This window comes from Terriglobia bacterium (assembly GCA_020073185.1).
Taxonomy (GTDB): domain Bacteria; phylum Acidobacteriota; class Terriglobia; order Terriglobales; family Acidobacteriaceae; genus JAIQGF01.
The window spans coordinates 46,310-58,835 of sequence record JAIQFT010000018.1 but is presented as its reverse complement, the minus strand read 5'-3'; the positions used below and the strand labels follow the sequence as shown (position 1 = coordinate 58,835).

11 protein-coding genes are annotated in these 12,526 nt (G+C 62.3%); 3 read left to right on the top strand and 8 right to left on the bottom strand.

Annotated elements, in window-relative coordinates:
- The first annotated feature begins 254 nt into the window (after positions 1-254).
- The 3 genes from LAN64_08850 (at position 255) to LAN64_08840 (ending at position 3,681) form a co-directional block, all read left to right on the top strand.
- The gene (locus LAN64_08850; protein MBZ5567944.1) at positions 255-1,088 is read left to right on the top strand and encodes a 2,3,4,5-tetrahydropyridine-2,6-dicarboxylate N-succinyltransferase; all 834 of its coding nucleotides are present in this window, start codon (positions 255-257) and stop codon (positions 1,086-1,088) included.
- Between the two features lie 404 nt (positions 1,089-1,492).
- A complete protein-coding gene (locus LAN64_08845; protein MBZ5567943.1) occupies positions 1,493-2,878 on the top strand; it encodes a cation:dicarboxylase symporter family transporter in 1,386 nt (461 codons plus the stop codon).
- Positions 2,879-2,913: 35 nt separating this feature from the next.
- Positions 2,914-3,681 carry a DUF1211 domain-containing protein gene (locus LAN64_08840; protein MBZ5567942.1) on the top strand — a complete coding sequence of 256 codons (768 nt, stop codon included), beginning with the start codon at positions 2,914-2,916 and terminating at the stop codon, positions 3,679-3,681.
- Between the two features lie 57 nt (positions 3,682-3,738).
- On the opposite strand, the gene LAN64_08835 is transcribed toward LAN64_08840, so the two are convergent.
- The 8 genes from LAN64_08835 to LAN64_08800 form a co-directional block, all read right to left on the bottom strand.
- Entirely contained in the window at positions 3,739-3,924 is a 186-nt protein-coding gene (locus tag LAN64_08835; GenBank protein ID MBZ5567941.1) for a hypothetical protein, read from the bottom strand.
- A gap of 41 nt (positions 3,925-3,965) precedes the next feature.
- Positions 3,966-4,175, bottom strand: coding sequence for a hypothetical protein (locus LAN64_08830; GenBank protein MBZ5567940.1), 210 nt, complete (start codon positions 4,173-4,175; stop codon positions 3,966-3,968).
- A 72-nt stretch (positions 4,176-4,247) separates the two neighbouring features.
- Entirely contained in the window at positions 4,248-4,967 is a 720-nt protein-coding gene (ric, locus tag LAN64_08825) for an iron-sulfur cluster repair di-iron protein (protein MBZ5567939.1), read from the bottom strand.
- A 185-nt stretch (positions 4,968-5,152) separates the two neighbouring features.
- The gene (locus LAN64_08820; protein ID MBZ5567938.1) at positions 5,153-5,857 is read right to left on the bottom strand and encodes a Crp/Fnr family transcriptional regulator; all 705 of its coding nucleotides are present in this window, start codon (positions 5,855-5,857) and stop codon (positions 5,153-5,155) included.
- A gap of 77 nt (positions 5,858-5,934) precedes the next feature.
- A complete protein-coding gene (locus LAN64_08815) occupies positions 5,935-6,822 on the bottom strand; it encodes a YwiC-like family protein (protein MBZ5567937.1) in 888 nt (295 codons plus the stop codon).
- A 138-nt stretch (positions 6,823-6,960) separates the two neighbouring features.
- Positions 6,961-8,196 carry a radical SAM protein gene (locus tag LAN64_08810; protein ID MBZ5567936.1) on the bottom strand — a complete coding sequence of 412 codons (1,236 nt, stop codon included), beginning with the start codon at positions 8,194-8,196 and terminating at the stop codon, positions 6,961-6,963.
- 581 nt (positions 8,197-8,777) lie between these two features.
- Positions 8,778-10,322: a NapC/NirT family cytochrome c gene (locus tag LAN64_08805; GenBank protein MBZ5567935.1), complete on the bottom strand. Its 1,545-nt coding sequence runs from the start codon at positions 10,320-10,322 to the stop codon at positions 8,778-8,780.
- A gap of 178 nt (positions 10,323-10,500) precedes the next feature.
- Entirely contained in the window at positions 10,501-12,525 is a 2,025-nt protein-coding gene (locus LAN64_08800) for a cytochrome b/b6 domain-containing protein (GenBank protein MBZ5567934.1), read from the bottom strand.
- Position 12,526: the final 1 nt, after the last annotated feature.

Here is a 12,526-nt window from a genome sequence, read left to right as displayed (position 1 = left end):
TGAGATAGCTTGGCTTTGTTGAGATCCTGGCAGGAAGCGAGTTTCACTTCGTGCCGTCCCTACGGGACTCTGTGTAATTTAAAGGCAACTTTCCCGGCACTTACGTGCCGGGCTAGGTTCTGTCGCCCGTGCGGGGCTGAGGCCGCGCTATCCTTTTGGGAATGCAGCAGGGCGAACGAAAGGATGTCAACAAAGCCAGATAGCTTCTTCTTACTTCTGACTTCTTACTTCTGACTTCGATATACTGCCGCCCCATGGAATCCTTGCAACCCTCGATTGAGCGCCTGTTTTCGCTGGGCGCCGCCGTGGACAAGCAAGATGCCCGCCGCGTATTTGACGAGTTCCTGGAGGCGCTGACCGCCGGACGAATCCGCGCGGCCGAGAAGCGCGACGGGGCATGGCAGGTCAACGTCTGGGTGAAACAGGGCATCCTGCTCGGGTTCCGGCTGGGCGAAATCGTGGACATGAGCGGCGGCGGCGCGCTGTCGTTCGTGGACAAAGACACGTTTCCGGTGCACCGCTTCACGCCCGAGGACCGCGTGCGAGTGGTGCCGGGCGGATCCTCGGTGCGCAGCGGAGCGTATGTTGCGCCGGGCGTGATCTGCATGCCGCCGATGTACATCAACGCCGGGGCGTACGTGGACGAGGGCTCGCTGGTGGACTCGCACGCGCTGGTGGGATCGTGCGCGCAGGTTGGGAAGCGCGTCCACCTGAGTGCGGCGGCGCAGATCGGCGGCGTGCTCGAACCGGTGAATGCCGCGCCGGTGATCATCGAGGACGACGTGCTGGTGGGCGGCAATTGCGGTGTCTACGAAGGCACGCAGGTGCGGCGGCGCGCCGTGCTGGGCGCCGGCACCATCCTGACACGCTCGACGCCGCTCTACGACGTGGTGCGCGACGAAGTCTACCGCGCGTCGGGCGATCAGCCGCTGGTGGTGCCGGAGAATGCGGTCGTGGTGCCGGGCTCGCGGGCGTTGAACCGCGGGAAAGCGATCGAGTGGGGATTATCGGTGTATGCGCCGGTGATCATCAAATATCGCGACGAAAAGACGGACGCCAGCGCCGCACTGGAAGACGCGTTGAGATAGCTTGGCAGAGCACGTTTGGACGCTAGAGGACATTACACTTCTGAAACATTAACCCACACGAGGATCATCGAAATGCCGAGCGAGAACGATACTCGACCTTGCAAATATCCTGGCTGCAATGGAACACAGACATTTGAATCCTACGCGTCGATTGCTGGGTCACAAGTGGGCACTGGCACTAACGGCGGAGAGATCATTCGGGGGACCAAACGGCAGCCAGCGTGGGTTTGCAACAAGAACCGCGAACATTACGAATTGGCAAACTGAGACACTGTCAACAGAGGTTGCAGTTTGACATCCCCCTCGTTCTGCCCCTCGTTGCGCTGCAAGCGGTGAGGACCGAGCCCCGCACCGGCGAGAATAGACTTGAAACGCGACACTGAAAATTAAACCGGAAACTCTCCATGAAGGCCCGCTCGCTGATTGCCGCACTCGCGCTGTTCTTCGTCGCCGCCGTGCTCGTGGTCGGCGACCGCTACGGTGTTTTTCACACTCCCGCCAGCGCGACCGCCGTCGTGCGCTGGGCCGCCATTATCGCGCTGATCGCCTATGCCATTGTCCAGCGCTCGCTGACCACATGGATTCTGGTTAGCATGGTGGTGGGCGCGGAAATTGGGCACGACTTCCCGCACGTCGCGGTCAACCTGCGCGTGCTCAGTCTAATTTTTCTGCGGCTGATCAAGACCATCATTGCGCCGCTGCTATTCAGCACGCTGGTAGTGGGCATCGCCGGGCATCACGACCTGAAGCAAGTGGGGCGCATGGGGATCAAGGCGCTCATTTACTTCGAAGTCGTGACCACGATCGCGCTGTTTATCGGGCTGGGCGCGATCAATCTGAGCAAGGCCGGGGTGGGCGTGAACGCGCCGCCCGCGCTGCACGCCGAATTGCCGCCGACACAGAAGCAGAGCGCGGTCGACATCCTCCTGCACTCCTTTCCGGAAAACATCGCCAAGTCGGTGGCCGAGGGGCAGGTGCTGCAGATCGTGGTGTTCAGCATCATCTTCGGGATCGCGCTGGCGCTGCTGAACGATCAGAAACGACGGCCGGTGCTGACCTTCTGCGAGAGCCTGTCGGAGACCATGTTCAAGTTCACCAACATCGTGATGATGTTCGCGCCCATCGGCGTGGGAGCGGCGATAGCCAACACGGTGGGGCACATGGGCCTGGGAATCCTGGTAAACCTGTTCAAGCTGCTGGCAACGCTGTACGTCGCACTGACCGTTTTCCTGCTCGGCGTGCTGTTGCCGGTGGCGCTGATGGCGCGGGTGCCACTGCGGCGGTTTATCAAGGCGATTGCCGAGCCGGCTTCGATCGCGTTCGCCACAACATCATCAGAGGCGGCGCTGCCGCGCGCCATGGAAGCGATGGAGGCGATCGGCGTGCCGCGGCAGATCGTCGCGTTCGTCATTCCCACCGGCTACAGCTTCAACCTGGACGGCAGCACGCTTTATCTCGCGCTGGCTTCGGTGTTCGTGGCCCAGGCGGCGGGAATTCACCTCAGCTTCGGACAGCAACTGGTGATGGTGTTTACGCTGATGCTGACCAGCAAGGGCGTGGCCGGGGTGCCGCGGGCGTCGCTGGTGATCCTGCTGGGCACGGCGGCCTCGTTTCACCTGCCGGAATGGCCGATTTTCGTGATCCTCGGCATTGACGAGCTGATGGACATGGCGCGCACCTCGGTGAACGTGATCGGCAACTGCCTGGCGACGGTGGTGATCGCGCGCTGGGAAGGCGAGTTTGGCAAGGAACAGCCGTCGGAGACGGTGCAGGCGGCGGTTGGTAGTTAGGAGTTAGGAGTTAGGAATAGATTGAGGCAACAATCATGTTTAGGAACACGGCGCACGAGCACGGTGTCGGGGTGGAGAAGCATTTCCGCTGGCGCGCCGGCGAAATCACCCGCCTGGAAGGCTTCAGCGATGCCGTCTTCGCTTTCGCGCTAACGCTGCTCGTGGTTTCGCTGGAAGTGCCACACACGTTTGACGAGCTCATGGACACTATGCGCGGCTTCGTCGCCTTCGGCGTCTGCTTCGCCATCCTGGTGCAGGTCTGGTTCTATCACTATCGCTACTTTCGGCGGTACGGCTTGCAGGACGGCGTCACCGTAGTGCTGAATGCAGGGTTGTTGTTCGTGGTCCTGTTTTATGTGTACCCGCTGAAATTCCTGTTCACCACGCTTGTCGGGAGCATCACCGGCGGAGCCACCGTCGGCGGAAGAACCGCGCTTGACGCCATGCTCGGCCCGCAAGACGTGCCCATGCTGATGACCATCTACGGATTGGGCTTCGCTGCCGTATTCGGCATCCTGGCATTGCTGTACGGCAACGCCTACCGCAAACGCGGCGAACTGGAACTTGACCCGCACGAGACATTGCTTACCCAGCACTCGCTGTTCGAAAACGTGGGTGTGGGCTGTATTGGACTGTTTTCGGCCCTGCTTGCGCACCTGCTGCCCGTCGGGAGATCCGGTCTGGCGGGATTCGCGTATTTCCTCATTCCCGCCTATGCCACTGCCTGCGGTACGTATTTCGGACGACGGGCGAAGGAACTGGACCGCAGCGCACACAAACACGACCACGCTTCATCCTTGTGAAGGGCTGCGACAACTAAGCAGCCTCCTCGTCGGAGACGAGCTCGATGGTCGAAGGTGTTATTTCGCCTCGGGCTTGGCGAGTTCGATGGAATGGACGTGCGAGATCCAGCCGGTTTCCGGGTTCATCTCTGCGGTGATGCGGTAGGAGTCGCGCCGGGCGACGTAGCCCTGCTCCTCCAGTTCCAGGACGCGGGCGTGGAACTGCTCGGCATCCCATTCGCGCACCAAGACAGTATCCTGCACGCCGTGATTATAGAACGGAGGCGCCCCAGGATGCCGCGCGGTTAATGGGCGTAGCAAAGGTCGCCATAACCGGCACAGCTCTGGTCGTCACCGAACCTTGTGACCACGGAGGCGACCAGCGCCGCTAGTTCCTGGCGGTGGCGCCGCTGATAGCAGCAAAGGCAGTCGTACACGTGGGGCGAACCGCAGTCCGCCTCACCGCGCGGGCAGCCGTACGGCTGCTGGCAGGTCGGGCAGTAATGATGCTTCACGCGAATCTCCTTGCGCTAGCGTTGGCCACGCCCACACCTGCCAAAGGCGGGCAGATGTGGGACGCCCAAACTTCAGTTGGCGCCGCTCTCCATGGCGACGGCGCGCGGAAACAGGATGTTGTTTTCCAGGTGGATGTGCTGGTGCAGGTCGGCTTCGAAATCCTGGAACGCGCTGTACAACGTGCGATAGCTGATGCAGGCGTCTTCGGGCGCGGTGAACTCCGAGCTGGCCGCGCGAATCGAGCGCAGCGCGTCGCCGGCGGAGTCGTGCTCCATGATCATCATCTGCACCGGGTTTTTCACCGTGCCGAACATCGGACGGCGCGGCGCCTGGTGCGACGTCACCGCATTCTCCATCTCGACGATGTACGGAAACAGGATGTTCTCTTCCTTCATCAGGTGCATGGAGAGTTCCTGGCCGAGGCCGGCGAAGGTTTCACGGATCTGGTGCAGCTCAGGATGATTCTGCCCATGCACCGAGCAGACCTTTGCCAAGAGCTGTTCGAGGCGCGGTACTTCCGCCTTCACGTAGGCATGATGCGTGCCGACGATGTGGCTGATGAGCGCGGCCAACGACCCCGTCTTCCTATCGGCTGAGGGCGCCGGTTGCTCCGCCTGCGCCGCAAGCGAGGCAAGCACCTCATCCACGGCAAGGTTGCGCGCCGCGCAGGCTTCCTGCAGCGATTTCTGGCCGCCGCAGCAGTAATCAATGCCCAGGTTCTCGAACACGCGGGTAGCTTGCGGATATTCCAGCACCACTTCGCGCACCGTCTTTGCCGTGTCAACGTTCATCTTTGTTCTCCCTCTGTCAATCGTTCTCGACCAGAAGGATAGCGAGGCGAGGCGGCGGGGCCGATGACTTTTGTCACGGGGCGAGGAAGTCAGAAGTAAGAAGTGAAAGCCGGACGGATAATTTCGATTCACGATGGGGTTACTTCTGCCTTCTGACTTCTTACTTCATAATTCTTGCTTGTGCGCTACTCGCCGGTTTCGAGCTGGTTCCGCAGTACAGCAAGCTTGGGAATGGTGACGGTGCGGCCGTCTACCTCGATGAGTCCCTCAGCCTGCAGCCGGCTGATATTGCGCGACACCAGCTCGCGCACGGTGCCAATATGTGCCGCCAGTTCCTGGTTGCTGGCGGGCAGTGCGATCTGCACGTTGGCGGTGGCGCCGGGGGCCTGCTCGCGGGCCAGGCGCAGCAAGAGCGAGATCAGGCGCGAGCGGATGGTGGTGAACGACAGCTCTTCAATGATGTTAACCAGCCGTCGCAGCCGGTTGCCCACCACGCGCAATACCTTGAGCGCGACTTTGGGGTGAACCAGGCAGAGGGAGTGAAAATCCTGTTTGCTGACGAACAAGAGCTGCGCTTCGTCCATCGCCGTGGCGGAGGCGGGATAGTTTCCGCCGTCAAAAACGGGCAACTCGGCGATGGAATTGCCAGACTTCTCGATGGCGAGCACCTGCTCCCGTCCCCCGGGCGAGCTCTTGAACAGGCGGACGGCGCCGCTCTCGATGACAAACAGCCCCGGGCAGGCGTCGCCTTCGGCAAACACCAGTTCGCCGGGCGCGTAGCGGCGCGGGACAGCGCGCGCGGCGAGGAACTTGATTTCCGTTTCCGAGAGGTCGGCGAAAAGCGGCACGCGGCGCAGAACCTCGGCTGCGGTGGCTTGGGTTGTCGGCATTGGCGGTATTGTACGCGGCCCGGCGGCGCGCGTCAGTCCGGACCCACGTCTGCAAAATACGGATAAAGGAGGGATCCCTACAGGAGATATGCCGTGACGAGCAGCAAACCGAAGCTTACTCCGTGCACCAGTTCTGTCCATCCGAGGCGCTTGACCACAAGCGGCCTTGCACCGGCTTTGAACCACAGCAAGCCACGCACCAGCAGCGGAACAAACGCCAGCAGCGCCAGAGCGGGCACCAGGTGTAAGCGCCAGGCCGCCAAGAGCGCGGCGCTCATGGCAAATTGGCCGATTAGGAACCCACGTCCGCGACGAACCTTTTCCTGCCGAGTCGCGGCGCGTGCCGCGTGAATGCGCAGTTGGACAAAATGGATCTGGTTGCCGGCGAAAATCCAGTTGACCAGCCACAAGCCCAGCGCGGTCGTGTCGAGCCGTTGGGTGACAACGTACCAGGCGGCGGGCGCGGTGAGCGTGAGCCCGATGGATCCGATGAGTTGCGACGCCATGCGCGCGCCGCGTCCCAGCTTTTTCACCGCCGCTTGCGCGATAAAGGCCAGTGCGGCGGCCGCGCCCAGCACCAGCAGTCGATCGTCGCCTTCCAAAAGCAGAACGGTAGTACAGGCCATGGCGGTCGAGCCCAGTACCGCGATCGCCAGCAGCAGCCAATTGGTCTCTGCCACCGACTGGGCTCGCATCGGCGACGTGCCCAGCGCGCTCTCCACCGGGGTGCGTATCCAGAACAAGGCCAGAGCCGCGACGGTGAACAGCGCCAGCGAGAGCCAGTTCCGCTGCACCGCCAGTCCCGCACATGCGCCCGTGATCAGTGGGATCAGCAGCAGGCCCCAGGCGCCGTGCTCGCGTGGGATCACCAGCGCGCGCATGCGCGCCTTGCCGACGGGAGCGGGCTTGACTGTGGCAGGGAACGTCGCCATATCGTAAACGTCGTGATGAAGGTTAGCCGCCAACCTCACTCCAGGCTGTGACTTTAGTCGCGCGCGCGGCCCCACTGCCGCTGCAGGCGCCGTACCCTGTTCTTGCGGGAGATCGTGCCGCGGCTCGCTGGTTGACGATGCTTACCAGCACGATCTCCCGGCCGTAGAAAATCAGTCGTTCGTCACCGCAACCGTCTTGCGCGTCTTCAGCGCTTCGCTGCGCGGCTGATAGACGCAGAACGGTTCCTCGTCGAGATAATCGCCGGTTGCGGCGTAGGCGCGCGCGCGGCATCCCATGCAGATGTTGCGGAACTCGCAGCAGCCGCACTTCCCTTTCAGGTTGTCGGTGTCGCGGAGCTGGTTGAACACCACCGAGTTTTCCCAGATGTCGGCAAACGTCTGCTTGCGCAAGTCGCCCGCAACCGCCGGCAGGTAGCCGCAAGGGAACACTTCCCCTTCGTGCGAGATGAAGCACACGCCGGTTCCCGCCAGGCAGCCCTTGGTCATGGCGTTCATGCCGTCGGGATGACCGCCCATGCCGGCGTGCTCAGCGTTCTTGGCGGCGTGATTGCCGCCCTGCGGATGAATCTCGACGCCGGTGGAGCCCGGCATCATCATGTCGGTCGGACCGATCCCGGCTCCCGTTCCGCTGCCCGAAGCCGCGCGGCGGTCTGCGGCGCGGCGCTGGCGAGCCACGCGGAAATAATGCGGCGCGCAGGTCGCCTTCAGCTCGATGCCACCCTCCAGCGAGCGGTCGTAGAACCAGTTCAGCATCTCCTCGTATTGCTCGGGAGGGACCATCTGCTCGGCCGCGATGTCCACGCCGCAGCCGACCGGCACCAACAAGAACGTGTGCAGCGCGTCGGCGCCGAGGGCTCGCGCCAGCTCCAGCACCTGCGGCAACTGGTGGGCGTTGTGGCGCGCGATGGTCGTGTTGATCTGCACCGACATGCCCAGCTCCTTCAGGTTGCGCAGCCCGTACACGGCGGCATCGAAGGCGCCGGGAATACCGCGGAAGGTGTCGTGGGTGAGGGAGTCGGAGCCGTCGAGGCTGATGGAAACGCGGCGCACGCCGGAATCCACGATGCGGCGGGCCAGTTCCTTGGTCACCATCGTGCCGTTGGTGGCCAGCGCGACCCGCAGTCCGCGGTCGGTGGCGAAACGGGCAAGCTGAAAAATGTCGCGCCGGTACAGCGGCTCGCCTCCGCTCAACACCAGGATGGGGCTGGTGTAGGCGGCGATTTGCGTGATGATGTCGAGGGCGCGGTCGGTGGGCAGGTCGGTCGGCGAACTCAGCTCGGTGGCGGTGGCGCGGCAATGGATGCAGCGCAGGTTACAGCCCTTGGTGACTTCCCAGAAAATCAGCCGCGGCTTGGACTGCGCTTTGGGGCCGGTTCCGGTTTCCATCCTCATTCTCCTCTACTTGGTTCAAGGCTAGACCCGGAGGAGAACATGAGGCCGTGACAGTCGTCACAACCTGGTGTGAGAAGGGTCACCCAGCACGCTTCGCGCGTAACTTGTGATCAGGGCTGTTACCGCCAGTTACGGCAGCTTCTTTGGTTTTTTCTCGGGCTGTGCGAATATCAGCCGAAATGCGATGTCCACAGTGCAAAGCTAAGGTTCGGCCAAGGGACTTGCCCCGGAGATGCCGTCACTGCGGAGCCAAGGTCTATTTCTATGGCAAGTGGCGATGGCCACGAGGCATCAGTTGTGGTTTAGTTGACCTGCTGATTACATATCGGTGGTATCCCGTGGAGAATCTCACCCTCAGTGGGCACTTCAGATGGTTGGTTCTTTTCGCCGTGGTCTACTTCGGCTTAGCTGTTCTTTCGTTTCGGTTGGTTCCGGCAGAACTTGCTCTTGCGCCGCAGGACGGGCCAATACGGCTGGATCTGTAGATGTATGGCGTAACTGTCGCTAAATCGCCCTATCACAAGTTACGGAGCGCCGCTTAACTGCAATCTCGTGTCCGCTACAGCTTACTGTTCTTATGGTCCCACGCCGCCGGTGTGGCAGTCGCTGCAATTGACGGCCGTCATATCGCCCAAATCCACCGGATGCTTGAACGGCATGCCCAGGGTACTGCCGTACACGGGCTGGCCGCTTTCGACTTCCGCGATCACGGTGTGACAGGTGTCGCAGTTTTTCGTGAGCGCCTTGCCGTCGCCGGCGCTGACGTGGTCGCCATCGTGGCAGCGGAAGCATCCGGGGGAAAGGAAGTGCCCGATATTGTTCGGGTGCACGCGCCAGTCCACCTTCATCTCGGGGAAGATCGTAGTCTTGTAGATACGCTGCACCTCCGCAATGGCGCTGCGAATCTCCAGTTCCCGGCTCTTGGACAGCGCCGGATATTTTTCCCCGTAGAACTTCTCCAGGTTGGTGGCGATCGCCTGCACGGCTTCCGGCGTGGTGTTGTACTTGGCGCTGAGCACCTCGACCGCCTGCTGCTTGACGAAGGGCAACGTTGGATCGATGCGCTTGGCCAGCAGCGACTCGTCCACAGAGTGGTCCGGCGAGGGATAGATATGCGTCGGACGGTTGTGGCAGTCCACGCAATCCATGCGGCGCTTGGGCATGCTGGCGATCTGTTCCGGCTTCAGGGGATTGTCCTTCGACTGGTACACGGTGACGCGCCCGCTCTGGTCCTTCACCTGCACCCAGGGGATCACCTGACGCTGCCGGTCGCTGGCGATGTAGGTGATTTCGTTGGCGATGTTCATATGCCAGTGAATGCCGGAAGGCGCGCCGGTGGTGGGATCACCGCCACCGGTGTTGATGAGCATGCGGATCTGCCGCGGCGTGTTCTTCTCGTCGCTGCCGTAGTGGTAGAAGACCTTCAACTGCGCGCCGTAAAACTTGCGCGGCCAGTGGCACTGCTCGCAGGTTTCCTGCGCCGGACGCAGGTTTTCGACCGGCGTCGGGATCGGCTTCGGATATTTGTGAAACGCGACCGCGTACACCTGGTAGGCGCCGGAGAGTTTGGAGCGCACGTAAAAGCCGGCACCCGGCCCGACATGGCAATCGACGCAGCGCACGCGCGCGTGCGGCGACTGGCTGTAGGCCACGAACTCGGGGTTCATCACGCTGTGGCAGAGCTGGCCGCAGAATTGGACCGAGTCCGTGAACTCGTAGGCGCGATAGCTGCCGGCGGCGCTGAGCGCGACGAAGACGATGGCGAAGCTGACAAAAAACGCGAACGCGCTGCGCTGCTGGGGATTGTTCAGGTCGATGCGCGGATAGCGCGGCATGGACGGGGCATGGGTGAGCCGGCGCGAGCGCTCCGCCCACATCCCGACGGGAATCAGCAGCAGGCCCAGGATCAGGAACGCGGGGATAATCATGTAGGCGAAAATGCCGATGTAGGGGCTGGGCCGGGCGGAAATGTAATCAATAAAAATGAGGAAGGCGATGTTGGCGGCGCTGATGACCGCCAGCGCCGCGCCGATCAAGCTGATGGGATTACGGATGAGCCCCGGCGTGCGGCCATTCGGGGGCTGGGGCGTAGCTATGTCATCTTGGGGCTGGTCGGCCATCCAAAACTCCTCCAGGTTCTTGCTGCGCGCGGCGATCAGGCGCCAGTGGCCGCGCTGGGAGAAACGGCAACCGGGCAGCTTACGCCAAAGATAAACTCCTGACAAACCTCGGCCCGTGGGCGCAGATCACAATCACCAGTGATTCACGCCACGGGCCATCAACCTTGCCCGCCGCTGGTTAATGCCGCGGACCAACCGGCTGTTTCTCTTCCTCCGACGCCGGCGGCACTGGTTCCGGCTCGCCACTTTCCGCCGCAGCTACGTCCACCGCGCGGCGCACCGTTTCGATGTCCAGGCCGTGCTCGTCCTGGTAATGCTCGACGGAGACTTTTCCGTCGTACCAGGCCCAGTTCATCGGGTACACGTCGGGGTCGAAAAACACCTGGTAGAAGTGCCACACGATGATCGCCAGCGTCGCCAGCACCGCCTCGTAGAAGTGGATGGCGGTAGCGACGTCGAGCCACCAGCGCGGCAGCGTGTGCCCAACCTGCACCTTGAACCACAGGGCCAAGCCGGTGCCAGCCATCACGATCGTTCCCCAGACCAGCGCCCAGTATTCCGCCTTCTCGGCGTAGTTGAAGCGCTTGAATTGCGGCTTGGACACATTCAACCCGAGGTAGTGACGCATGTTGTCGAGCGCGTCCACCACGTCCTTGGGCTCAGGCAACATGGCCAGCATCAGCCGCCGCCCTTCGGCGCTGATGAGGAGATAGCCGACGTGGTACAAGCCGGCAGCGATCAGCACGCCGCCGGCGGTGCGGTGCAGGATGCTGCGCAAGGTCTCGTTCAGGTTCAGCAACTCGGCAAACCACGAGTCCGGGAACTTCAGGGCAAACCCGGTGATCACCAGGACGAAGAAACTGATCAGCAGCGTCAGGTGCTGGATGCGCTGGTTAGTGTCCATGCGGCGCACGATGCGGCGGTGCGCGTCGCGGCGCAGCAGCGCCTTGCGGCGCCAGATGATCAGGTTGTGCAACAGCATGGCCCCGATCGTCACCAGAATCAACGTCAGATACATGCGCCGGATCCAGCGCACCACCACGCTGCCGATATCGGCGGAGAGCGGCGCATTGACGTGCACCTTGCCCTGCAGAAACTTGTCGCTGATACCGCGATGGCACTGGCCGCAGGTGGCCTTCAGATTGGCGTGGTTGACCTTCGACCTGGGATCGGACGAGGGCAGGATATCGTGCGCGCCATGGCAACTGGCGCAATTGGCCACCACCGTGGACCCGCTCTCCGAGGCCAGGCCGTGATAGCTCGCCAAATACGTGCTTTCGCGTCCCGCGGGCATACCGAACTCGCTCGCCAAGCGCACGTTCTCATGGCAGCGCCCGCAGGTGTACCGGGAGATGTTCAGCGCGCTAACCGAAGACGAGGGGTTGCTGGGCGCCTTGATGGTGTGGATGCCGTGGCAGTCGGTGCACACCGGGGCCTGCCAGTTACCCTTAGTGACGGCTTGGCCGTGGATGCTGGCAATGTACTTCTGTTCCACTTCGGTGTGGCACTTGCCGCACGTAAAGGGAACGTTGGCTTTCGCGATGGAAGATTTCGGATCGGCGCCGTTCAAAATGTCGTGCGCGCCGTGGCAGTCAGTGCAGACCGCGGCCTTGCTCTTGTCGCCTTCCTTGGCGACGGATTTGCCGTGCACACTCTCTTCGTAATTGATGAACGGCTGCGCACTGTGCCCGCTGGCCTCCATCACGAATTTCTGCCCGTGGCAGGTGCCGCAGGTGGCCGGAATGTTGGAGCGATGCACCTTGGACTTGGGATCGGTAATGGGCAGGATCTCGTGCACCCTGCCATGGCAGTCCTGGCAGGTGGCTGCCAGCTTGTCGCCGTGCTTGACCGCCTGCGCGTGGAAGCCGCGGTTGTAGGCGGCATTCTCCTCCGCGTGGCAGGTGGCGCACTTCGGTGTCGCCGGCGGGGTTTCATGCGGCGCCGACTTGATGTCGGTATGGCAATCGGTGCAGCCGAACATGCCGTGCACCGAGCCCTTGAACTTTTCCTGGTCGACCGCGAGCGATACCGGTTTGCCGTTCACTTCCTTGGTCAGGCCCGCGTCGGCATGACAGGCGATGCATTCGGCGTCGGTTATCTTGGGCTGCTTCGGTTGTTTGGCGGCCCAGGACGACGCGCCGGAGAATATCAGGAATAGGAAAGCCAGCGCGACCGCAGTGCGTGCTCCGTTGCGTTTCAGCATG

Bases quoted from the DNA above. Each gene is read 5' to 3' on its own strand.
- LAN64_08850 (MBZ5567944.1), top strand. From the start codon at position 255: ATGGAATCCTTGCAACCCTCGATTGAGCGCCTGTTTTCGCTGGGCGCC.
- LAN64_08845 (MBZ5567943.1), top strand. From the start codon at position 1,493: ATGAAGGCCCGCTCGCTGATTGCCGCACTCGCGCTGTTCTTCGTCGCC.
- LAN64_08840 (MBZ5567942.1), top strand. From the start codon at position 2,914: ATGTTTAGGAACACGGCGCACGAGCACGGTGTCGGGGTGGAGAAGCAT.
- ric (MBZ5567939.1), bottom strand. From the start codon at position 4,967: ATGAACGTTGACACGGCAAAGACGGTGCGCGAAGTGGTGCTGGAATAT.
- LAN64_08820 (MBZ5567938.1), bottom strand. From the start codon at position 5,857: ATGCCGACAACCCAAGCCACCGCAGCCGAGGTTCTGCGCCGCGTGCCG.
- LAN64_08810 (MBZ5567936.1), bottom strand. From the start codon at position 8,196: ATGGAAACCGGAACCGGCCCCAAAGCGCAGTCCAAGCCGCGGCTGATT.
- LAN64_08805 (MBZ5567935.1), bottom strand. From the start codon at position 10,322: ATGGCCGACCAGCCCCAAGATGACATAGCTACGCCCCAGCCCCCGAAT.
- LAN64_08800 (MBZ5567934.1), bottom strand. From the start codon at position 12,525: ATGCTGAAACGCAACGGAGCACGCACTGCGGTCGCGCTGGCTTTCCTA.